The sequence below is a fragment of the Micromonospora sp. NPDC049645 genome (assembly GCF_040675155.1).
Classification (GTDB): Bacteria; Actinomycetota; Actinomycetes; order Mycobacteriales; family Micromonosporaceae; genus Micromonospora.
Genome location: NZ_JBFAOI010000014.1, coordinates 63512 through 86157 on the forward strand (window position 1 = coordinate 63512; position 22646 = coordinate 86157).

Consider the following 22646-nt stretch of genomic DNA (forward strand, 5'->3'; position numbering starts at 1 on the left):
CCGACACCGGCTGACAAGGGGGTCCTCCGGTGCCGGGATGGCGGTGGTCCGGTTGCTCCTCGGGTACGCGCGGCCTCGAATCGACGTCGTGGATCTTGTTGGGGACCGGGGCGGGCTGCTGGGCCAACTCGATCGGCAGGTGTCCTCCGGGCGACTTTCACCGGACCCGGCGGCATTGTCCGGTCTGAGGGAACCTTGCAGGTGCCGGTCTGATGGACACCTGACCGGTGCCGGCGTCAGCATCGCCGTCGGGGACGTGAGCCGAAGGGTGTGGGCGGCGGGATACGGCTTCGCGGGTGGTGGCAGGAGGGCGTCGCGCAGACCGCGACACCGTCGCCCACGCGGTGATCGAACCGCACACGGGCCGGCCGGGCTCCCCGCACGGGGAGCCCGGCCGGTGCGGTCAGTCGCCTCCGTAGGGCTGTCCGGCAGGCAGCGGGGGGCGTGCTGCGGCGGGAGAGGTACGGACGGCGCGACCGCGCTCCGCGCGGTGGTCCGCCTGCTCAGCTCGGCAGGCGACCCCGCGTGGAGACGAAGTGGTACGACATGACGGCGAACCCGGGGTCACGCAACAACCGCCGGAAGGCGTTCAGTTGACTGGGCGACAACCCCGCGGCCAGCAGATCCGGCTCCAACTGGCGGGAGTTGGTCTCGTAGAGCGACGTTCCGGTCGACCCGCCGGCCCAGCTCTGCGAGTGGGTGATGGTGTCCAGGTCGGTCAGACCGGCGAGGGCCATCTCGGTGTGCACGTCCTGCGCCCACCCGAGGTCGGCGCCGTGATCCTCCAGGACACCCATCATCGCGTCCATCACCTGCGCGAAGAGCTTCGCGGCGTCGTCGGTCGGCGCGGTCAGTACCCGCTGCGGCGCCGTGCAGTCGAACTCCTCGACCACCAGCCACCCGCCGGGCGCCAGCGCGCCGGTGAGCGTGCGCAGGACCCGTCGTCGATCAGGGAGGTGCAGCAGCACCAGCCGCGCGTGGATCAGGTCGAACGCGTCCCCGGGCGGCGGTTCGGTGCGGACGTCGTGCCGGCGTACCTGTAGGTTGCCCTCGGCCACGAGGTGTGTGGGGTCGATGTCGGTGGCCAGCACGTGACCGTCGCCGCCGACCGCGCGGGCGATCCGCCGGGCCATCGAGCCGCCACCCGCCCCCACTTCCCAGCAGGTCGCGCCCGGTCGCAGCACCGGGCGGGCCAGCCGACGCGTCGTGATCGGATCCAGGAAGGACTCCAGCGCGTGCATCTGGGGAACAGCGTCCGGTGCGCCGTTGTCGAACGTGTACGTGTCGTCGCTCGTCGCGGTTGCCATCGGTGTCTACCTTTCCGAGCTGGTCGGGTGACTACGGGGTGTCGGCCCAGAGCCGAGGGGTCGATCGGTTGGCCGGGGGCGGCGCGGCGGCGGCGACGCTCAACATCGCCGCCAGTGGGGCGGGATCGCGGCGGGCCTCGGCAGTCGGTCGGTCGTAGACCACCCGGCCGTACTCCAGCACCGCCACCCGGTCGGCGATCTCGATCGCGTGGTGCAGTTGCTGCTCCACGAGCAGCACGGTCAGACCGTCGGCGGCGAGACCGTTGACCAGTTCGCGGACCCGCGCCGCCAGATCGGGCGAGAGGCCCTCACACGGTTCGTCGAGCAGCAGCACCCGGGGTTGGCCGAGCAGCGCACGGGCAATCGCCAGCATCTGCTGCTCACCGCCGGAGAGTTCGCAGCCGCGGTGCCGCAGCCGCACCGCCAGTCGCGGCAGCAGCTCCAGGGTCCGGGCGACCGTCCAACCCTCGCCGCCGGAGGTGGGGGCCCGCCACGGCGCGGCTGCCAGGTGCAGGTGCTCGGCCACGGTCAGTCGGGAGAAGACCCGCCGGCCCTGCGGGACCAGGCCGACACCGGACTGGGCGATGCGGTGCGGTTGCCGGCCGGCCACGTGCACGCCGCCGATCTCGATGCGACCGCTGGCGGCCCGGACCAGCCCGGCGATCGTGTGCACGAGGGTGCTCTTGCCCGCCCCGTTGCGGCCCACCACGGCCTGGATGCTGCCCGGGCGCACCCGCAGGCTGACGTCGTGCAGGACGATGCCCCCGCCGTAGCCGGCGCAGAGGCGATCCACGGTGAGCATCAGGCCACCCCGTCTGCGTAGGCCTGCCGCACCAGCGGCGAGGCACGGATCTCGTCCGGCGTGCCGGCGGCCAGTGTCCGACCGTCCCGCAGCACGGTGACCGTGTCGGAGAGGGCGTACACCAGGTCCAGTCGATGTTCGACAAGCAGCACGGCGACCGACCTGGGTAGCGCCTGGAGCAACTCGACCAGCCGGCCGACCTCGATGGCGGACAACCCGGCTGCCGGTTCGTCCAGCAGCAGCAGGCGGGGGCGACCGGCAAGGGCCATGGCAATCTCCAACTGGCGTCGTTGCCCGTGTGCGAGGTGCCCGGCGGGCACCGCCGCGACGGCGCTGAGGCCCATCTGGTCCAGGAGTGGGCCCGCCCGGTGTTGCGCGGCGCGCCGGCGTCCGCCCGGCCGCCACCGGTGCCGTGGGACGACCCGTGGCAGCGCGGCCACCACGACGTTCTCCGTCGCGGTGAGCGTCGCGAAGACCGCGGGTCGTTGGTGTATCCGGTTGATGCCCCGCCGCGCCCGAGCCGCCGGGCCGAGCCGACCGAGATCGCGCCCGTCGAACCGCACCGTGCCGCGCTGTGGCTTCGTGGACCCGCCGATCACGTTGAGCAGGGTCGTCTTGCCGGCCCCGTTCGGGCCGATCAACGCGTGCCGCTGACCGTCGTGAACGCACAGATCGACGCCGTTGAGCGCGACGAGTGAGCCGTACCGCACGCCGACATCCTGGGCCGTGAGCAGGCAGGTCATCGGCGCAGCTCCGGGACGGTGGCCTGATCATGGGTGGCTGGCGGGTCCGGCTGGTGCGCCGCGGCGTTCGGTGGGCGAAACCGGCCCCGTGCCCGGTCGACGCCGCCGGGCAGCAGATAGACCGTCGCCACGAACAGCGCGCCCAGCACCAGCGGTGCGTGCCCGGGCAACGCCCCGAACAGCCAGTCCCGGGCGGCGATGACCAACGCCGCGCCCACCAGGGCGCCGCCCACCGAGGCGGTGCCACCGATGACGACACCGAGCAGCAGCAGAGCGGACGTGTCGAAGCCGAAATCGGCGGGCGAGATGTACTGCTGGACGACGACCAGGAGCGAGCCGGCGGCGCCGGCGATCGCCCCGGCGGCGATGTGCGCGCCGGACAGGTGCAGCGGCACCCGGTGACCGCTGGCGCGCAGCCGCGTCTCGTCGTCCCGACCGGCCCGCAGCAGCAGCCCGGCCCGGGTACGCAGCAGCACCAGCACCGCGCCGACCAGCGTGGCCACCACGACCAGGGCGTACAGGTAGCGGGCCTGATCGCTGGCCAGGGGCGGGAGCCCCCAGAACGGGCGGACCGCGGGGATACCGGCCAACCCGTCGGTGCCGCCGGTAACCGATCGCCACCGGCCGAGGAGGATGACGGCGAGTTCCCCGATGGCCAGGGTGATCATCAGGACGATCACCCCTCGGGCGTGCACGACGAGCGGCACGGTGAGCGCGGCGAGCGCCGCCCCCGCGCCCGCCGCGACGACGAGCTGCACCACTCCGACGTCGGAGATCCGGCTGCCGATCACGGCGCAGGCGTAGGCGCCCGCCGCGTACGGTGCGGTCTGACCGAGGGTGGGCATGCCGGCGACGCCGGTGAGCAGGGCCACGCTCACCCCGACCAGGGCCAGCGCCAGCGTCCGGGCGAGGATCGACGTGGTGTAGTCGTCGACCGCCCACGGCGCCACGACCAGGCCGGCCAGCACGAGTGCCGCGATGCCGCCCCGGGCCCGCCGGATCACCTCGTCCCTCATGCCGCCCGCCAGTTTCCGACCAGGCCCCGCGCCCGCACGGCCAGCACGGCCGCCATCGCGGCGAACAGCAGGAACGGTGCGGCCGAGGGTAGGAGCGCCACGCCCAGCGTCTGGATCTCGCCGATCGCGAGCGCGGCCAGCAGGGTTCCCGCCATCGACCCGAGCCCACCGAGGACGACGACCACCAGGGACAGCAGCAGCACGGTGTCGGCGGTGTCCGTGCCCGGGCCGATGATGGGTGCGCCCAGCACCCCCGCCGCACCGGCGAGCGCACCGGCGGCGGCGAGCACACCGGCCCGGATCCGCGCGGGACTCACCCCGAGGCAGGCGACCATCTCCGCGTCGTCCACGGCCGCCCGCACCAGCATCCCGGCCCGGGTGCGCCGCACCACCAGGTAGAGCGCGGCCGCGAGCAGCGCGGCGACGACGATGAAGACCAGTCGGTACGCGGCGTAGCGGTGGCCGGCGACCAGCACCGACCCTTCCAGGGCGGCGGGTACCTGGACCTGCGGGTCGTCGGGCCCGAAGCCGGCGACGAGCAGGCTGCCGCCGGCCAACGCCACACCGAACGTCAGCAGCGCCTGACTCAGGTGGTTGCCGGTGGCGACCGGGGTGAGCAGGCCGGCCAGCAGCACCCCCGCCGCCGCGGCGGCCAACACACCGACGGCGAGGGCCAACGCCAGGCTCGCCCAGCCGCCGTCGAGCAGCGCCGCGGCCGTGTACCCGCCGATCGCGTAGAGCATTCCGTGCGCCAGGTTGAGGATGTTGGCGACGCCGAAACAGAAGACCAGACCCGACGCGGCGACGAACACGAGCAGCCCGTAGGCGACCCCGTCCAACGCCGGAATCAGGTACGGATCGATCCGGTTCGTGCCGGCCGCCACCACTATCACCGGCCGACGGTCGCGAGGTCACCCACGACGGTGTTGGACAGCGCCCGGCCGTCCTGGCGGACCTGCCGCAGGTACCACTTCTGCACCGGGGAGTGGGTGACGGTGGAGAACTGCCAGGTGCCGCGCGGGCTGGCGATCTGGCCGAGTTGGCCGATGGCCGTGTTGATGGCCTCGGGGGTCGGGTCGCTCCCGGCGGCGCCGATCGCCCGGTCCAGCACCGCCGCGGCGTCGTACGAGGCGAGCGCGTAGGTCGTCGGTGATCCGTCGTGCTTGGCCTTCCACGCCGCCACGAAGGCGCGGTTCTCCGCGTTGTCCAGGTCGGGTGAGTAGTTGAGCACCGAGTAGATGTCCCGGGCCGCATCGCCCTGTGCGTTGAGCACGCCGCCCTCGGTGAGGAACCCGGCCGCGTACAGCGGAACGTCCTTGATCTCGGACTGCGCGTACTGCTTCACGAAGTCGACGGCGGCGCTGCCGGCGTAGAAGGTGTAGACGGCCGCCGCGCCGGATGCCTTGATCCGGGCGAAGTACGGGAGGAAGTTGGTGGTGGCCGGGAACGGGGTGAAGGTCGTCTTGCCGTCGGTGTTCGCGAGCTTCCCGCCGATCTTCCCGAACGCGTCGGTGAAACCGCGCAGCTCGTCCCAACCGCCCTGGTAGTCCGGGCCGATCGCGTACACCGATCCCTTCACGTTGTCGCGGACGTGCTGGGCGATCGCCGCCCCGGGCTCGTCGGAGAGGTACGAGGTGTGCCAGACCCGGGAGACGTCCTTGAGTTCCGGCCGGCCGTTCGAGCCGACGAGGGGCACCTTGGTCTCGTTCAGCAGCGGGGTGACTCCGGCGACCGAGCCGCCGCCGACGATGCCGGTGAGCGCGGACACGCGGTCCTGCTTGAGCAGTTTGGTCGCCGCCGGGACGGCGGTCTGGGCTCCGTTGCCCTCGTCGGCCACGACGAGGTCGACCTGTCGACCGCCGAGTTTGCCGTCGTGGGTGTCCAGGTAGAGCTGGAAGCCGTCGCGGATCTCCGTGCCGACCGCCTGGTACGTCCCGGACAGTGAGGCGAGCAGGCCGATCTTTATCGTGCCGCCGGCGCTCGTGCCCGCAGGGTCGTCACCGCAGGCCGCGCCGGTGGTCAACACGGCTGCGAGCAGCGTTGCGGTGAGGGCACGGCTGCGCCAAGAGGTGATGAGAGGCATCTGTTACTCCAGGGAAAGGGGAAGGGTCTCCGGCGTGGGGGCGCCGGGGTTGTCAGCGGCTGCGGGCGAGTGCCGCTCGGGCAGCGGGGGTGAGGGCGTCCCCGATGCGGTTGGCCAGCTCGGTCATCTCGTAGGAGACCTTGCCCACGTCGCACTCGGGAGCGGCGAGCACCAGCAGCGAAGCGCCGTCGTTGAAGGCCATCGAGAACATGAATCCGCCTTCGAGCTGCGTGACGTTGGAGATCACCGCGCCGGCGTCGAAGAAGGCCGCCGCCCCCCGCAACAGGCTGACCAGCCCGCTACCCGTGGCGGCCAACTGGTCGGCCCGGTCCGGCGGCAGGTCGCGCGTGGCGGCCACCATCAGCCCGTCGCTGGAGATGGCGATCGCATGGCTGACCTCGGTGGCGCGCGCGGCGAAGTTGTCCAGCAGCCAGCCGAGATCCTGTTGGTCGCTCACATGCTCTCCTGTCGCGTCATTTGTTGCCGAGGTTGATCGGGGTGCGTCGTCGGTTCGCCACGCCCCGCGCGTACGCGGCCATCGCCGTGGCCACCTGCGCCGGGTCGCGGTACTCGGACCGTTGTTGCTGTTGCGGCACGGTCACGCCGCCGGGCACGAGGTGCCGTTGCGGTTGCCGCTTGGGTAGGCCGGAGTTGGTGGTCGTGGCGACCTCGGGGGTGGTTGCCTGGGCGGCTGTGCGCCAGGCGTCGTCGGCGGGGCTGGACCACTGCTGCCCGTCGCGGCCGTCCACGACATCGGTCTGGAACCAGTGGTTGACCTGTTCGAAGATGAGGAGCTCCTCGGTGGGCGCGTCACCCCGGTCCGGGGGTGGGGGAGCCGGTCGGAACACCGGTGCGGCCGGCAGGGTCCGCTCGGCCGGGGGGCGTCCGGCGGTGGGTTCGGGGCGCGGCTGGTACGGCGGCGGAGGGTTGGCCGTCCGCGCTGCCCGCCGCGACAACCGGCCGGGCGCGAGCAGGTACTCCTCCGGTGGCAGCGACCGGATGATCGCCGCGGGCAGTGTCGCCTCGGCGAGGATGCCGCGTCGGGGGCCGCGTCGCAGTTGGACGGTGGCGCCCAGCCGGGCCGCGAGCTGACCGACGACGACCAGTCCCATCGCGCGTACCGCCGCCACGTCGATGGCCGGTGGGCGGGCCAGCAGTTCGTTGAGCTGCTGCATCCGCTGCGGGGACAACCCCACACCCTCGTCACTGATCTGGACGATGACCCGGTCGCCCAGGCTCCGGCCGCTGACCCAGGTCTCGCTGCCCGGCGGTGAGTACGTCGTGGCGTTGTCCATGAGTTCGGCGAGCAGGTGCACGACCTCGTCGACGGTCTTGGCGGCCACCGCGACGTCCCCGTCGATCATGCCGAGTCGGACCCGCGCGTAGTGCTCGATCTGGGACAGCGCGGCCTGGAGCACCTGTTGCAGCGGCACGTCACGCTGGCGTACGCGACCGACGCCGACGCCGCCGAGCACCAGCAGGCTGGCGTTGATCCGACCCATCCGGGTCGCCAGATTGTCCAGCGTGTACAGCTGGTCGAGCCGGTCCGGGTCGGTCTCGTCCCGCTCGACCAGGTCGACCTGGGCCAGGACGGCGTCGACGAGTCGCTGTTCGCGGCGGCTCAGATGGATGAAGATGTCCGCGGTGTTGGCCCGCATGACGGCCTGTTCGGCGGCGGTCCGCACGGCGGCCTGGTGCACGGCGCTGAACGCCTGGCCCAGCTCGCCGATCTCGTCGTCGCTCGACGGTTCGAGGGCGGCACTGGACTGCTGCTCGGCCAGCCGGTGTGGGTCGACGGTGGCACTGCCGGGCTGCTGGAGTTGGGCCACCACGGCGGGCAGCTGTTCGAACGCCACGGCGTTGGCGGCGTCGCGCAGGCGGCGTAGCCGCCGGGTGATCTGCCGGGCGACGGCCCAGGTCACCAGCGCGGTCAGCACCAGGGCCAGCAGGACACCGGCGGCCTCGGCGACGGCCCGGCGGCGCTGGTCGGCGTGCGCGGCCCGAACGTCCGCACGGACCGCGTCGTCGACCCGTGCGCGTAGGTCCGCCAGCCGGGCGGCGCGCGTCTGCGTGGTGGACACCCAGGCGGCGGTCTCCAGTTGCAGCTGCGACCCCGGCTGGGCCCGGGACACCTCGTCCTGCATCCGTTGCAGGGCGAGCGCCTCCTTGCCGGTGCCGGCCTGCTCCCACCAGACGCTCCACTCGGGTGGGGCCAGGGAGAGGAACGACAGGCTCGACTCGGTGTAGCTGGTCCGGGCCGCGGTGATGTCCTGCTGCATGGCCGGGGTCAGCTCGCCGCCGGCGACCGCACGCAGCACGGCCACCTGTTGCTGACCGATGGCCTCGGCGGTCTTGGACAGTGCGGCCGAAGCTCGGATCCCGTCGGCGAGCCGGGCGTTCACCACGCCGTGTGAGACGTTCTCCCGGAAGTTGATCAGATCGGCGATGGCGATGCGGTAGCTGAACGTCATCGCCGACACCGACGCGTGCGTGGCCGTGCGTACCTGGGTGCGCAGCGGGGCGAGGCCGTCCAGGGCCGCGTCGATACGTCGCAGGAGGGTCGAGTTGGCGTCGGCGTCGGCGGAGAGCCGGTCCCGTTGCGCGCGGTAGCGGGCGACGGCGGCGTCGGTGGCGGTCATCTCCGCGCCGAAGGCGTCCTGCTGCTCGGGCCGGGCGTAGGTGAGCAGGTCGGCGGCGGCGATGCGTTCGCGCTGTAGCCGATAGGCCAGGTCGCCGGCCTCGGCGCCGACCTGTGCCAGGACCTGTAGGTCGCTGGCGCGGGCCGTCTGGCGCGCGCTCTCGGTGAGCGCGAGACCGGCGAAGCCGATCACGGCGACGAGCGGGGCCGCGACGATGAGGCGCATCCGGCCGGCAATCTTCCAACCGCGTCGCCGGGTCGGGTAGGGTCTGGCCGCGTGGGACCGGGTGCTCGACGCCAAGATTGTCTCCCACGACTCGTCGATGACGGTCTATCCGCACGTTGCCGAATGCAAGTCCCATTCGGCCGGAAGCCGCGCTCGTAGACCAGACCTGGCCGTGGTACAAACTGCCCGTACCAGCATCTGTACCCAACGTCAGCGCCCGGTGACGCCGCGAGATCGCGTGGGGTCCGTCCGGTCAGCGCTGGTCGTCGAGCTGGCCGGCCGCTGGCTGCCGTCGCTCCGGGTCGTCCGGTTCGGGTTGGCCGTTGAGCACCTGGCCGATCAGTTCCCGCAGCTCGTCGATCGCGTCGACCACGGCGCCCGGGTCGCGCGCGTCACGCCGATCACGCTGACGCGGCGCCGGCCGATCCAGCCGGGCCGCCTCCGGATCGCGCGGCCCCCGGCGACCGTCGGCCGCCAGTTGCTCGGCCGCGACCTGCGGCCACAGCGCGGCCAGTCGGCCGCCGGTGCCGAGCACGTCGTCGCAGCGCAGTGCGAACTCGTGACTGCCGAACCGGCGACCCGACTCGACCGCGGCCACCGTCTCCCGGCTGAATCGCACCAGATCCGCCAGCGCCCGTTGGGTCAGGCCCCGCTGTACGCGGCAGTTGCGCAACTCCCAGCGGAACCGCTGACTGGCCGCAGAGGGAGCCGAGCTCGACGAGGACGTGTGCTCCATGCGCTCACCTTCGTGGAACGGACATTCAGCGGCAGGCACCAGATCGAGGTTGGCCGATGAGCTGAATATTCACAGATGGCAATTCTTAACCCAGGATGCGATGGGTGTGAAGACGTTCGCCGGCATGGATTCCCGGAAAAGCGGGAAAGGTGCGTGACGGACGCGTCGCGGGCCCGGCGGTGCGCCGGGCGGGACGGGCAACGCCGTCCCGCCCGGAGACTCGACCGGTCCGCAGGTCAACACCGCTGGCGCTGGGGCGCTGTCAGGCGGCGTGCACTTCGGCCGTCGTTCCATCCCGTGTCGACGGTGCGTCCGCGGCTGGCGTGATATCGATTAGCGCGAGCAGTGTGCGGTGCGCGCGGAACGCGACATTGGGCTTGTACGAGCGCTGTTGCTCGGGTGACAGTCGTAGGCCGGGAATGGCTTCCGCGAGTCGGGTGAGGGCGATGCCGGCCTCAAGTCGCGCCAATCCCGCGCCAATGCAGAAATGCGGACCGTGGCCGAACGAGAGGTGATTGCCCACATCCGACCGGTGCGGGTCGAACCGGTGCGGGTCGGCGAACGCCGCGGGGTCCCGGTTCGCGGCCCCGATCAACAGCAGGCAGCGCGCCCCCGCCGGGATCGTCACCTTTCCCAGGGTGACGTCCCGGGTGGTCACCCGGAGCCAACCGTCGATGGCGGGCGCGAAGCGGAGCGTCTCGCCCACGAACGCGGAGACGCACCCGGGGTCCGCCGCGATCGCCGTCCACCGCTCGGGCGTGGACAGCGCCTGGTCGAGGGCGTGCGCGAGCAACCCGGCGGTGGTCTCGTGGCCCGCGACCAGGAGATTGAAGGCCAGGCTGGCGACCTCGGGCACCGTCAGCACCGTGTCGTCGTCGTCCCGGTAGGCCAGGGCGCGGCTGATGAAGTCGTCGCCCCGGTCGCCACTGTCCATCCGCTGGTGGACGAGATCCTCGCAGTAGTGCCAGAACTCCAGCAGGCCCTGCGCCAGACGTACCTGCTCGGCCGGGTCGGGTTGCCCCCAGATGAGGGCGATCTGGCCGTCCGCCCAACTCCGGATCCGACCGACGTCGGCGTCGGGCACCCCGAGGATGTCCAGGACCACCAGCAGGGGCAGCTCGGTGGCGAACTCCGGGATCAGGTCGACCTGGTCACCGTCGCGGGCGGCGAGACGGGACACCAGTTGGTCCACCCGGCGCCTGATGATCGCCCCGTACTCGGCCTCGACCCGCTCGGCGGTGTTGGCGAAGGTCGCCCGGAGGGCCCGGCGGGTGCGCGGGTGCGCGGGTGGGTCCGCGGCGGCCGTCGTGGGTGGCGCGTCGATCTGCATGATCACGTTCAGTGCCGGCGGGCACACCTCGTAGACCGGCGCGAGGGTGAGGGCGTTGGCGAAAGTCGTGGCGTCGGCGAGGGCGCGCCGGACGTGTGCGTGCCTACTGATCAACCACAGGCCCAGATCCTCGGCGTAATGCACCCCGTCGGGATCGTCGAGAATGCGCCGCCACATGCTTGCTGGATCGGTGAGATAGACCCCGGTAAACGGATTCAACCGCATGGAACGCCTCCTGGTGCACACGGCGCGAAACCGGCAGCGCCCCCATTTGGCGATCCACTTCAGCCGGGCCGATAATGGTGTGCATCTGCCTCTGGCTCTTTACGGTGCGCTGACCGGCCGGACAAGTCAAGATTGGTTTTCGTCTATTTACTGCTCCGCATAATTGCGTGTTGCAACAGACGAGAGGATCTGGCCGGATGCAAGTTGCGGCGCGGTCCTTGCCCGCGGTCGGCCCCACTCGGACGGTGGAGTAGACCCGCCACTTTCCCTCATGACCGGAGAAACGACCCCCGGGACGGCGAGTGACGCCGCGGCCGGCCCGCGGGCCGGCCGCTACGAACGGCCCGCGGGACGTCGACGCGTCGCGGGGGTCCAGCCAGGCCGGAACCCCCGCGACGTACGTCGTGACGACCTGCCAGCGCAGCGGTCAGGGCGTCCACGGGGCCGCGACGGCCCAGGTGCTGTCGGCGGTCCACAGTGTCGGCGTGTTGTACGCGTCGCCGCCGGTGCCGTTGCTGAGCCAGACCTCCGCGTTGTAGTGCCGCAGATACTTGCCGGGGAAGTTGTACGACTCCAGCGAGACGCCCGAACCGGTCAGGCCGGTACGTGCGCACCAGGTGGCATCGGCGCGCAGAAGCGCCGAGCCGTCGTCCGGCGAGTTGCGGACCCGGGAGTTCTGGTGACGGAGGTACTGCCCGGGAAAGTTCACCGACTCGAACGAGTAGCACCCGGTTCCGGCCAGGCCGGCCCGGATGGTGTACGTGGCGTCGGCCTTGAGCACGGCCGGGCTGGCGGCGTCGACCACCTCCGTGTAGGCCAGGCTGTCGCGGTGGCGCAGGTACCGGTTGGTGAAGCCGGGCGTGGTCACCTGCAACGACCGCCGGGTGTTGACCGGCAGAGCGACGGGACCCGAAGCGCCGAGGGACTTCGAGGCGTTGATCAAGGCGGTGTTGGCAGCGCGGACGCGCGCCTGGTCCATCTTGATCACCTGCCGGTCGTAGGTGAGGAAGCCGTTCAGCTCGCCCTCCAGGTCGGTGATCTCGGTGTAGATCGACGCGCTGAGCCCCTTGCCGACCATCAGGTTCTGCGTGCCCTGCACCAGCCCCACGTACCGGTCGGTGAGGGCACTCGCACTGCTCTGCCACTCGTACGCGAAGAAGCTGCCGTTCGGGCTGTACTCGTGGCCCGGCGTGTGCAGGCCGAGGCCGCCGAACTCACCGAGCACCGCGATCCGGCTACTGGACGGCACGGGGGAGTCCGGTCCGAGGTAGACGTGCCAGTCGTCGATGTCGCCGTTGCCGGGGTTGCCGAGGGACTGACAGCAGTTGTGGCCGCTGTGCGGGTTCACCAGCCGGGTGGGGTCCTGGTTCTTGATGTTCTGGGCGACCCGGCGGGTGTCGGCGAGGGATCGGTCGCCCCAACCCTCGTTGTAGGGCGTGTACGCGACCACGGCGGGAGAGCTGCGGTGCTCGTCGACTATCTCGCGTGCCTCCGCCTCGAACTGCGCCTGCTGAGCGTCCGTGGGGTCGATGTCCTGCGCGGTCAGTGACGGGATGTCCTGCCAGACCAGCAGGCCGAGCCGGTCGGCGTGGTAGAACCAGCGCTGCGGTTCGACCTTGATGTGCTTGCGCACCATGTTGAAGCCCAGGTCCTTGTGCTTCTGCAGGTCGAAGGCGAGGGCGGCGTCGGTCGGCGCGGTGTAGAGCCCGTCCGGCCAGAAGCCCTGGTCGAGGGTGCCGACCTGGAACACGAACTGGCCGTTGAGTTTGGGGCGCAGCACGCCGTTGACCAGTCCGGTGGTGATCTCCCGCATCCCGAAGTAGTGCGTGGTCCGGTCCACGGTGGCACCGGCGGCGTTGCGCAGGGTCACCCGGAGGTTGTAGAGGAACGGGTCGTCGGGAGACCAGCGGCGGGCGTTGGGCACCGGCACGCTGAAGTCGGTGAAGCCGCCGGTGGCCGAGCCGACCACAGTGCTTCCGTTCAGCGCCTCGGCGAGCACGGTGTGGCCGCTCACGACGCCCCGGGTGAAGACCCGGACCCGCAGCGTGTTGGTGCTCAGGTTCGGGTAGACGTCCACGCTGCTGATCGAGGCGGCGGGCACCGGCTCCAGCCAGACCGTCTGCCAGATGCCCGAACTCGGGGTGTAGAAGATCCCGCCGGGTGTCTTGGTCTGCTTGCCGATGGCCGGCAGGCTCCCGTTCTGCCGGCTGTCGGTGGGATCCCAGACCTTGACGACGATCTCGTTCGCCCCAGTGGTGAGTTGCGGCGTCACGTCGAAGGTGAAGGCGTCGTAGCCGCCGGTGTGCGCGCCGACCCGGACACCGTTGACCCAGACGGTGCTCTGCCAGTCGACGGCGCCGAAGTGCAGCAGGGTCCGTCGGCCCGACCAGTTCGCCGGGATGGTGACGGTGCGTCGGTAGAACAGGTAGTTGCGGTTGTCGTTGGCGGCCCGCCCGATGCCGGACAGCGCGCTCTCCACCGGGAAGGGCACGTTGACCCGCTCGGGCAGGTCGGTGCCGAACTGTGGGGCGTCGTCGGTGCTCGACTGGCGCAGTTGCCACTCGCCGTTGAGGTTGAGCCAGTCCGGCCGTGTCATCTGGGGTCGCGGGTACTCGGGCAGTGGTGTGCCGACCAGGGCCTGGCTGGTCCAGGGGGTGGTCAGCGGCGGCGTCTTGGCCGGCGCGGCGTACGCCGACCGGGCTGGCGCGGCGAGAACGCCGGCGACCAGGGCGAGGATGAGCAGCAGTGGCAGGGCGGGGCGGATGGGGACGTGACGTGTCATGCCGTCTCCGGGGGACGAGTCGCCGCGGGCGGTGCAGCCAGGCCCGAAGCGCGCGGGTGGTGGGCATCGGGTGGTCATTGACGGGGGACGGGCGTCAGCGACGGATGTCGGTGCGCTTTCCACGCGCCGAACGGCGACCGAATATTGACATCCATCATCGCCTGTATAACGTTATAGAGCCGTGCCGGGTGTCCCGTCAATCCTTGTTCGTCAATGTTCCTCCGGCCCACCGGTCGCCGGCCCACCGGTCGCCGGCCCGCCGGTCGCCGGCCCGCCGGCCGAATTCGCGAAAGGGTGGGGATGGGCGTCAACCTCAAGGACATCGCCCAACGCGCCGGCGTGTCGCTGGCCACCGTCTCCAACGTGGTCAACGGATACCGGCCGGTGGGGGAGCGGACCCGGCAGCGGGTGCAGCAGGCGATCGACGAACTCGGGTACAGCCCCAATCTCGGCGCCCGGCACCTGCGTCGGGGCCGTACCGGCCTGATCGCCCTGGCCGTCCCGGAACTGACCAACCCCTACTTCGCCGAGCTGGCCGAGATCGCCATCGCCGAGGCCGCCGCGCTCGGCTACACCCTCGTCATGGAGAACACCGCCGCGGACCGGGGTGCCGAGTTGGCGCTTCTCGACGGCTCGCGGCGGCGCATCATCGACGGCTTGATCCTCAGTCCGGTGCGCGTCGGCCGGAAGGAGGTGCTGGCCCGAACCGCCGGCGGCCCACTCGTGCTGATCGGCGAGGGCGTCTACGACGTGCCGCACGATCACATCGCCATCGACAACGTGGCCGCCAGTCACGCCGCGATCCGGCATCTCGTGGCGATCGGCCGTCGCCGGATAGCGTTCATCGGCGCCACCCCGGGCGGTGACCGGCAGTCGGCGCACCTGCGCGTCCGCGGCTACCGGGAAGCCCTGGCGGCGGCTGGCCTGCCGTACCGCCCGCGGCTGGTGGCCCGCACCGACGCGTTCGGTCGACTCGACGGCAGACGGGCCATGCGGGAGCTGCTCGCCCTCGGTGACCCGCCGGACGCGGTGTTCGGTTACAACGACCTGGTCGCCATCGGCGCGCTGCGGGCGTTGGCCGAGGCCGGTCACCGGGTGCCCGAGGACGTCGCGGTGGTCGGGATCGACGACATCGAGGAGGGGCGGTTCAGCGCGCCGACCCTCACCACGATCGCGCCGGACAAGCGGGAGATCGGCCGTCTCGCGGTCCGCCGCCTGGTCGCCCGCATCGAGGGTGCGGAGGTGGCGGGGCCGCTGACCGTGCAGACGCCGTTCCGGCTCGTCCGACGGGAGAGCACCGGTACGCCGGGCGACTGACGCCGGCTGCGGCCGGGTCGCCGTGCCGCGAGATCCATAGCGTCGGTGGTACGACCCAGAGAGGATGACCCACTAGATCCATATCTCTCAATATGATGACCGCTATCTCGATCTGCGGTGCGCTCACGAGGCGTGCCATCCCGATGCGGAGGAATGCATGGTTCGCTGGCGTACCCTCACTGGCCTGCTGGCCACCGCGTTGGCCGCGGTGACCGCGGCCAGCCTCACCCTCACCGCGCCGGCCGCCGCGGCCGACAGCCCCGTGACGCCGACCGTCGTCGGCGGCACCCGCGCCGCTCAGGGCGAGTTCCCGTTCATGGTGCGTCTCTCGATGGGCTGCGGCGGGGCGCTGTACAGCCCCCGGCTGGTGCTCACCGCGGCACACTGCGTGGGCTCGACCGGCAGCAACAGCAGCATCACCGCGACGCTCGGGACGGTCGACCTCCAGTCGTCCAGCCGGATCACCGTCCGGTCCAACTACGTCTACCGGGCCCCCGGCTACAACGGCGCCGGCCGCGACTGGGCGCTGATCCGGCTGGCCAGCCCCGTCACCGGGCTCGGCACCCTGCCGATCGCCACCACGACCGCCTACGACAGCGGCACCTTCACCGTCGCCGGGTGGGGCGCCGCCCGTGAGGGCGGCGGCCAGCAGCGGTACCTGCTCAAGGCCACCGTCCCGTTCGTCAGCGACTCCGTCTGCAACTCCAACTACGGGGGCGACCTCATCCCCGCCGAGGAGATCTGCGCCGGCTACGCCAGCGGCGGCACGGACACCTGCCAGGGCGACTCGGGTGGCCCGATGTTCCGCCGCGACGCCAGCAACGCCTGGATCCAGGTCGGCATCGTCAGCTGGGGCAACGGCTGCGCCCGGCCCAACTACCCGGGTGTCTACACCCAGGTGAGCTACTTCGCCTCGTCCATCGCCTCGGCCGCGGCGAGCCTCGGCGGCTGACCCGTACGCCCGCTCGGGCGGCCCGGACGACGAGGTCCGGGCCGCCCGCTCGTGCCGTACCGGCCAGGCGGGCGGCGACTGGCGCACCGGAGCGCCTCGGCGGGCGGCGAGTGGGCCAGCCGACAGAAATGGCGGGCCGTGCGTGCGGCGCCGGTCGCAGCGGCGAGAATGACCCGGTGAAGATCCTGTCCATCCAGTCGTCGGTCGCCTACGGTCACGTCGGCAACTCGGCGGCGGCCTTTCCGCTGCAACGGCTCGGGCACGAGGTCTGGCCGGTCCTGACCGTGCACTTCTCCAACCACACCGGGTACGGCGCCTGGCGGGGCCCGGTTCTGCCGGCGGCCGACGTGGCCGAGGTGATCGCCGGCATCGGGGACCGTGGAGTCCTCGGCAGCGCCGACGCGGTGCTCTCCGGCTACCAGGGCGACCCGGCCGTGGGCGCGGTGATCCTGGACGCGGTGGCGACGGTGAAGGCCGCCAACCCGGCGGCGGTGTACTGCTGCGACCCGGTGATGGGCGACGCCGGTCGGGGCATGTTCGTCCGGCCCGGCATTCCGGAGTACCTGCGGGACACCGTGGTGCCGCGGGCGGACATCATCACGCCGAACCACTTCGAGCTCGACTTCCTCGCCGGCCGTACGACGAACTCGCTGGCCGAGGTGCTCGACGCGGTCGACCTGGTGCGGGCGACCGGACCGCGGCACGTCCTGGTCACCAGCGTGCTGCACGGCGACCTGCCGCCGGACTCGCTGGAGGTGGTGGCGGTCTCCGACGAGGGCGCCTGGGCGGTGACCACGCCGCTCCTGCCAATCAACCCGAACGGCGGGGGCGACGTCACCGCCGCGCTGTACCTCGCGCACCTGTACACGACCGGCTCGCCCGCGACCGCGTTGGAACGCACCATCGCGTCCGTCTTCGCCGTCCTGGAGGCGACGCTCGCGGCGGGCACCCGGGAGATCCAGCTGATCGCGGCACAGGACGTGATCGCCGACCCGCCGGCCCGGTTCACCGCCCGCCGGCTGCGCTGACGGCGGCCGAGAGCCACCGACCGGCTGCGGTCAGCGGCCCTCGGCGACGGCCATCTCGCCGAGCAGCGACCAGTCCTCCTGCGGCACGGTGGCGTTGACGATGCGCGGCGTCTCGGCCAGGTGCGGCGGCAGCTTCTCCTGGGCCGCGCGGAAATGCGCGGACTGCACGTGGGCCGCGCCCGCCTCATCGTCACGGAACGCCTCGACCAGCACGTACTCGGTTGGATCGTCCACGCTGCGCGACCAGTCGAACCACAGGCAGCCCGGCTCCGCGCGAGTCGCCTCGGTGAACTCGGCGGCGATCTGCGGCCACCGGTCGGCGTGCTCGGCCAGGATCCGGAACTTGGCGGTAATGAAGATCATGGCCCCAGGTTACCCAGTTGGGCGGGCGCGGGCGACGACGTCCTCCGGGCTCAACGGCGCCTTCGGATGGTGCGTGAGGCACAGCGGGGTACGGACCTTGACGAACGAGAATCCCTCCCCGGCGGCGTAGAACTCACCGCTGTTGAGCAGGCCGATGTCCGGCAGTCTGCCGCCCTTGGCCTCGGCGAGTTGCCGGGCCGCGTCAATCTGCGCGGGCGCGTTGAGCAACCCGAAGAACTGGGTCGTCGCGTTGCCGGAGATCTGGTTGTGCAGACCCTTCGGCGCCTGGGTGGCGAAGACCAGCCCGAGCCCGTACTTGCGGGCCTGCGAGGCGAGCGCGATCGAGCTGGCGGTGCACGCGGTGGTGCCGGTCGACGGCGCGAGCGTCTGCGCCTCGTCCATCACGAACAGCCCACCCAGCGGCCGGTCACCGGCCGGATGCCGCTTGATCCACGCGAAGAGCGCCATCTGCAACTGGTTGACGAAGCTCTGCCGCTCCTGGTCGGAGGTGAGGCCGACGAAGCTGATCACCGACACCCGGGCCCGCCGTCCCGGCGACGGCGTCAACAGCAGCCCCGGGTCGGCCGGCGCGCCGACCCCGCCGAAGAGCGGATCGGTGACCATCGCGGCCTTGAGCGCCTCGGCCAACTCCTCGGCGAGCTTCCCGCCACGAGCCAACCGACTGACCCCCTCGGGCAGGTCGCTGAGGAACTCGGTGAAGCCGGGCAGGCCCACCATCCCGCTTCGCGCGTACGCCTGGAGGGCCTCGGTGAGAACGGCCTTGCCCTGTTGCGCGAGCCGGCCCGAGCGGTCCACGCCGGCCCGGGGCGCGAGCGCCTCCACGGCCGAGCGGACGGCCTGGTCGAACTCGTCGGGCCAGTCCCGCAGCGAGGTGAAGTCCGGCAGTGGCTGGAAGCTCAGCGGCCGACCGGCGGTGACCCGGGGCGTCCACACCACCACCTCGGTGTGCGTGAGGTAGTCGTTGGCGCGCTCGGCGTCGCCGGGACCCCAACCGTCCGGCGGTTCGGGCCACGCGTCACCGAGCCGCGCGAGATCGTTGTTGGGGTCGAGCACGATCGCCGAGACACCCTCGCGGGCACACTCCTCGACCAGGCGACGGATGAGCACCGTCTTGCCCGAGCCGGACCCGGCGAAGACCACGGCATGACGGCGCAGCGACTCCAGGGGCACCACGAACGGGTGGCCGCCGTCGACCGTCCGCCCCAGCCCGATGGCCTGACCAGCGGCGCCGACCGCGTCACCGCCCACGGCCGCACCGTCCGACGGCCGATCGGCCACGTCCGCGACCGGCGCGGTGGTCGGATCGGGATCGGCGCCCTCCCACGGCGGGTCGCCGTTTTCGGCCGCTGCCGGCGGGCCGCCGTCGTCGGGACCTGCCGGGGGGTCGCCGTCGTCGGGAGCCGTCGGCGGTGCGCTGCCGCGCGTACCGTCGGGCCCGGGTAGGACCGCGCGGAACAGCTCGGTGCCGCTGGCCGGGCGCCGGGCCACCAGCCACTCCTGCAGGGCCGTGGACGGCTCGGCCGCCATCACCCGCAGCGCCTCGAAGACCCGCAGGTCCGCCTCCGACACCGCGCAGCGGAGGCCGCCGGCCTCGTCGAAACCGGTCAACACCTCCGTCGTACGCTTCCCGGTCGGCCACGGACCGTTGCGCAGCAGGATCAGCCGTCGTTGGGGCAGGTCCCGGTCCAGTCCGGCAAGCGTGCAGGCGGCTCTCACCCGGGCGGTGACGGCGACGGCGTTGGAGTGCGCGATGGCCCGGAAGCACCAGTGCGCCTCGTTCTCGGTGGCCTCGTCGAGCACCTCGATCAGCCGTCCGTGCAGCGCGGGCTTGCGCCCGGGCGGCGGATCGTACTTGTAGGTGGCGCCGGTCGGCGCCTGCTCGGCGATCCAGGCGGCCAGTCCGGCGGCGAGCAGCGGTGGCATGTGCGCGTCCTCGCTGGCCGCGCCGAGGGCGGCGGACACGTCCGCGGCTGCGACCAACTCGGCGAAGCGTGCGTCCAACTCGTGCAGACGGCGCTCATCGGTCGTCGGCTCGCCGGACTCCCTGCGGACGGTGCCCGTCGTCGGCGCCGACTCGGTGCCGTCGATGAGCCGGTCGAGTTCGACCACCTCGTCGCGGTCCCGGCACCAGGCGATGTGGCGGTCCACCCGGCGCAGCAGGGCGCGTGGTGTCAGGGTGGGGGCGTCGGCGAAGGCGGCGGGAGCGATCGGCCAGGTCGGGTGCGGTGGCCCGAAGAACATACCCGCGAACGCGGAAGCGAGGCGCTTCGCCACGATCGCCTGCCCGATCTCCGGGGTGGGGATCCGATCCGGCAGGGTCGACGTACGGAAGCGGTCGGCGACCGGAGTGGGCGCCGCGCGGGTCATCAGCACCCAGGTGTCCGGTAGGCACGAGACGACGACAAGCGTGCGTCGGGTGATGTCGCGGAGCTTGAGCAGGCCGTCGGCGATCGGGCCGAGCACCTTTGCCTGGGCGTCCTCCAGCCCCTGGTGCTGGTTGAGCAGTGAGGTGCTGGTCTGGGCGAACAGCGTGTCGAGCTGGTCCACGGCGATGACAGTGGGATCCAGGGCCAGCGCCATCAGCCGGGAGACGTCCTGCACGACCTGCTGCGGGGTACGGATCGCGGCGCTCAAGCCCCACGCCGCGCGGGCGGCCGGGTCGCCGGGTTCGGAGATCAGGTGGGCGTAACCGACGTCCTGTGCCTCGAAGTCGACGGCGCCGTGCAGGACGAGCGCCCGAGCGGTGTCCTGGGCGTCCCGTCCGACCTCACGATCGCGCTCGCGCAGTGCCCAGATGAAGGTGTCGAGCTGCGCGCGGGTCACCGGTCGGGCGCCGGCGACCGCGTCGCGGACCTCCACCGGCAGGCCGAGCTGGGTGGTGAGTCGGCGCAGGAAGGTCTTCAGCTGGGTGCCCCAGCCGACGTGCGGGCGGCCCATCCCCTCCACCAGGGCCAGGGCGACGCTCTCCCAGAACGTCTTGCCGCTGACCATGTCGACCAGGAAGAAGTAGCCGCCGTCGCGCTGGATCTGTTCGCGGACCGCCCCGAGCAGGTGCGTCTTGCCGGCGCCCGCGCGGCCCTGCATGGCCACGCCGAGCGGCATGCTCGTGTCGTCGGTGCGGGCCCGTGCCACCCCGCGCAGGATCTCCGCGGCCACCTTCTCGTGCAGCTCCGGCACGTTGTGCGGGCTGGGTCGCCAGACGTCGTCCGGGGTGACCGCCGGGTTGAGACTCACCGATTCCAGCGCGGTCCGCTGGTCGTCCGAGATCATGCCGGGCCGATCGCCAGGGCGTGGTTGTCCTCGTTCCCGATGCGGACGGCTGCGGCCCGGTCCCGTGCGGTCAGGGACTTGGTGTTCGCCACCGGGATGATGCGGACGTCCTCCCGGCCGACCATCGCCCGCAACGCGGCGTCCAGGGCGGCCCGGTCGGTGTCGGCGAGTCGGTCCCGGACGTCGGCGAGGCCCACCCAGGCGCCCGGCGTGCTGGCCAGATCCCGATACGCCGACCGAACCAGCGCCTCCACCTCCGCCGCGGATGCGGGTGCCGCCGCCGTCGGTGCTTGGTGCGGTGGCTCGCCGGTCGCCGGGGCCGTTTCATCGGTCTGCTTGAAGAAGTCGCCGTGGCTGACCCGGAGCCGGTCCAGCGAACGGTGCAGGTTGGACAGCACGACGAAGAGCGACCGGGTGGTCGAGCCACCCTGCTTCGGCGGCGCGGAGGTGTGCAGCTGACGGGCCACCCGCCAGCCCTCGTCGGTCAGCTCGTGGGCGAACGGCCGGTGCGTCCGGTCGGTGTCCACCAGGCCCAGGTCGACGAGCTTCGTGTTGTCCTTTCCGGTCAGCGTGAAACCGGCCAGCTCACGCAGCTCGACGTTGGTGAGTCGGCGCGCCTCGACCATCAGCACCACGAGGGCGTTGATCTGGTTCGGCGTCAGGTGCGGGACGTCCGCCGGGCTCGTCATGATGTCTCATCTCCGTGGGGGTGCGTGCCGCCCGCGCGTCGCCGGGCCAGCAGCCGACGGATCCCGTCGACCGCCGCCGGCGTGTCGGTGAGCACCTGCTCGTTGGTGAAGCGGAGCACGTCCAGCCCGAGGAGTTGCAGCTGCACGTCTCTCCGCCGGTCGTTGGCGAAAGCGATTCGTCCACGATGCTCCGGGCCGTCCACCTCGACCGCAAGACCCTCCGCGGGCCAAAACAGATCCAGTCGGTACGCCACGCCGAGGACGTGCCACTCGTAGGTCTGGTTCCACCGCCGGCCCCGCGCCCAGTCGTGCGGCGCGAGCGCGCGCTCCAGCGCCTGCTCGGCGGCGCTGTCACCGCGTGGCACGCCCGCGATCGGCGGCCAGGCCAACACCGTCGACCCGGGCTCGGCGGTGGCGGCCGGAGCCCGTTCGATGGCGCTGGCCAGCCCGGCGAACCGGGCCGGCACCTCGATCGGCACCGACCGCACCCGGTCGGCGTGGCGTAGCGGCCCGCCGGCCAGCCACACGGTGAAGCCGCCGTGCCGCACGAGCCACTCGGCGGCGGCCACCAGTGTCCGCTCGGCGTCCGTCTCCAGCTCGGGCAGGGCGACGACGAGCACGCAGTTCTCCCGGTCGTACGCCTCGGCGATCACCCGGGCGAGCCCGGCGGCGCGTACCTCCGGGGCGAACCGGGACCGATCGACGGGCGTGCGGGGACCGCGCAGCCCGCGCTCGGCGAGGTCCGCGAGGAACGGGCCGAAGTGCCGGGAGCGGGCGGCGGCACGGACCGCGAGAGCGCGCACCGCCGCCACGCCGAGCGTGCCTGCGCTGTCGATGCGGTCGGCGCCCGCCAGCCAGCTGGGAAACATCGTGAGCGCCGCGGTGTCCAGTTGGTCGAGCAGGGCGTCCACCAGGTCGCCGAGCGAACCCACCACCGTGGGCCGGTAGTGCACGATCGCGGGCGCCGCCAGCGGCAACGGGTCGAGCGCCACTCGCAGCAGCTGCGGGTCGACTGGCAGGTGGCTCACCCGCAGCGACGGCAACGTGGCCCACCACGCCCCGTTGGCCTCGCCGTCGGCCCGGACGGGGTGCGCCATGCCGGCACCCTACGACACCGA

At 72.0% G+C, this 22646-nt stretch carries 18 protein-coding genes; 3 read left to right on the top strand and 15 right to left on the bottom strand.

Translation table 11 applies throughout. From position 1 onward, the window contains the following. Positions 1-503 precede the first annotated feature (503 nt). The 11 genes from AB0J33_RS25710 to AB0J33_RS25760 all read right to left on the bottom strand — a co-directional run bounded on the left by AB0J33_RS25710 (position 504) and on the right by AB0J33_RS25760 (position 13888). Positions 504-1307 (bottom strand): methyltransferase domain-containing protein, encoded by an 804-nt coding sequence (locus AB0J33_RS25710; protein WP_363616730.1) that lies wholly within the window; start codon positions 1305-1307, stop codon positions 504-506. Positions 1308-1338: 31 nt separating this feature from the next. Continuing rightward, positions 1339-2109, bottom strand: a complete 771-nt coding sequence (locus tag AB0J33_RS25715; protein WP_363616732.1) for an ABC transporter ATP-binding protein — start codon at positions 2107-2109, stop codon at positions 1339-1341. After that, positions 2109-2852 carry an ABC transporter ATP-binding protein gene (locus AB0J33_RS25720; protein WP_363616734.1) on the bottom strand — a complete coding sequence of 248 codons (744 nt, stop codon included), beginning with the start codon at positions 2850-2852 and terminating at the stop codon, positions 2109-2111. The genes AB0J33_RS25715 and AB0J33_RS25720 overlap by 1 nt, the downstream gene beginning before the upstream one ends. After that, on the bottom strand, positions 2849-3868 hold the full coding sequence (locus AB0J33_RS25725) for a branched-chain amino acid ABC transporter permease (RefSeq protein ID WP_363616736.1): 1020 nt from the start codon (positions 3866-3868) through the stop codon (positions 2849-2851). The genes AB0J33_RS25720 and AB0J33_RS25725 overlap by 4 nt, the downstream gene beginning before the upstream one ends. Next, positions 3865-4761: a branched-chain amino acid ABC transporter permease gene (locus AB0J33_RS25730; protein WP_363616738.1), complete on the bottom strand. Its 897-nt coding sequence runs from the start codon at positions 4759-4761 to the stop codon at positions 3865-3867. Before AB0J33_RS25730 ends, AB0J33_RS25725 begins: the two co-directional genes overlap by 4 nt. Further along, positions 4758-5951, bottom strand: a complete 1194-nt coding sequence (locus AB0J33_RS25735; protein ID WP_363616740.1) for an ABC transporter substrate-binding protein — start codon at positions 5949-5951, stop codon at positions 4758-4760. Before AB0J33_RS25735 ends, AB0J33_RS25730 begins: the two co-directional genes overlap by 4 nt. A gap of 52 nt (positions 5952-6003) precedes the next feature. Beyond that, positions 6004-6408: a roadblock/LC7 domain-containing protein gene (locus tag AB0J33_RS25740; protein WP_089021419.1), complete on the bottom strand. Its 405-nt coding sequence runs from the start codon at positions 6406-6408 to the stop codon at positions 6004-6006. Positions 6409-6424: 16 nt separating this feature from the next. After that, a complete protein-coding gene (locus tag AB0J33_RS25745; protein WP_363616742.1) occupies positions 6425-8815 on the bottom strand; it encodes a nitrate- and nitrite sensing domain-containing protein in 2391 nt (796 codons plus the stop codon). Between the two features lie 253 nt (positions 8816-9068). Next, a complete protein-coding gene (locus tag AB0J33_RS25750; protein ID WP_363616744.1) occupies positions 9069-9551 on the bottom strand; it encodes a helix-turn-helix transcriptional regulator in 483 nt (160 codons plus the stop codon). A 262-nt stretch (positions 9552-9813) separates the two neighbouring features. Further along, positions 9814-11106: a cytochrome P450 gene (locus tag AB0J33_RS25755; protein WP_363616746.1), complete on the bottom strand. Its 1293-nt coding sequence runs from the start codon at positions 11104-11106 to the stop codon at positions 9814-9816. 427 nt (positions 11107-11533) lie between these two features. After that, positions 11534-13888 (bottom strand): AbfB domain-containing protein, encoded by a 2355-nt coding sequence (locus tag AB0J33_RS25760; RefSeq protein WP_363616748.1) that lies wholly within the window; start codon positions 13886-13888, stop codon positions 11534-11536. A gap of 300 nt (positions 13889-14188) precedes the next feature. On the opposite strand from AB0J33_RS25760, the gene AB0J33_RS25765 reads away from it, so the two are divergent. The 3 genes from AB0J33_RS25765 (at position 14189) to pdxY (ending at position 17185) form a co-directional block, all read left to right on the top strand. Continuing rightward, positions 14189-15205 (top strand): LacI family DNA-binding transcriptional regulator, encoded by a 1017-nt coding sequence (locus AB0J33_RS25765; protein ID WP_363616750.1) that lies wholly within the window; start codon positions 14189-14191, stop codon positions 15203-15205. Between the two features lie 157 nt (positions 15206-15362). Beyond that, positions 15363-16157 (top strand): serine protease, encoded by a 795-nt coding sequence (locus AB0J33_RS25770; protein ID WP_363616752.1) that lies wholly within the window; start codon positions 15363-15365, stop codon positions 16155-16157. A gap of 176 nt (positions 16158-16333) precedes the next feature. Beyond that, complete coding sequence (gene pdxY / locus AB0J33_RS25775) at positions 16334-17185, top strand: pyridoxal kinase PdxY (RefSeq protein ID WP_363616754.1); 852 nt, start codon at positions 16334-16336, stop codon at positions 17183-17185. Positions 17186-17215: 30 nt separating this feature from the next. Here pdxY and AB0J33_RS25780 read toward each other — a convergent pair whose 3' ends face one another. Genes AB0J33_RS25780 through AB0J33_RS25795 form a run of 4 tightly spaced genes read right to left on the bottom strand, consistent with a single transcriptional unit; the run spans position 17216 to position 22625 of the window. Further along, on the bottom strand, positions 17216-17548 hold the full coding sequence (locus AB0J33_RS25780) for a putative quinol monooxygenase (RefSeq protein ID WP_363616756.1): 333 nt from the start codon (positions 17546-17548) through the stop codon (positions 17216-17218). Positions 17549-17557: 9 nt separating this feature from the next. After that, positions 17558-20839, bottom strand: a complete 3282-nt coding sequence (locus AB0J33_RS25785; protein ID WP_363616758.1) for a DUF87 domain-containing protein — start codon at positions 20837-20839, stop codon at positions 17558-17560. Further along, positions 20836-21528 carry a hypothetical protein gene (locus tag AB0J33_RS25790; protein WP_363616760.1) on the bottom strand — a complete coding sequence of 231 codons (693 nt, stop codon included), beginning with the start codon at positions 21526-21528 and terminating at the stop codon, positions 20836-20838. The genes AB0J33_RS25785 and AB0J33_RS25790 overlap by 4 nt, the downstream gene beginning before the upstream one ends. Then, complete coding sequence (locus AB0J33_RS25795; protein ID WP_363616762.1) at positions 21525-22625, bottom strand: DUF559 domain-containing protein; 1101 nt, start codon at positions 22623-22625, stop codon at positions 21525-21527. The genes AB0J33_RS25790 and AB0J33_RS25795 overlap by 4 nt, the downstream gene beginning before the upstream one ends. Between the last annotated feature and the right edge of the window lie 21 nt (positions 22626-22646).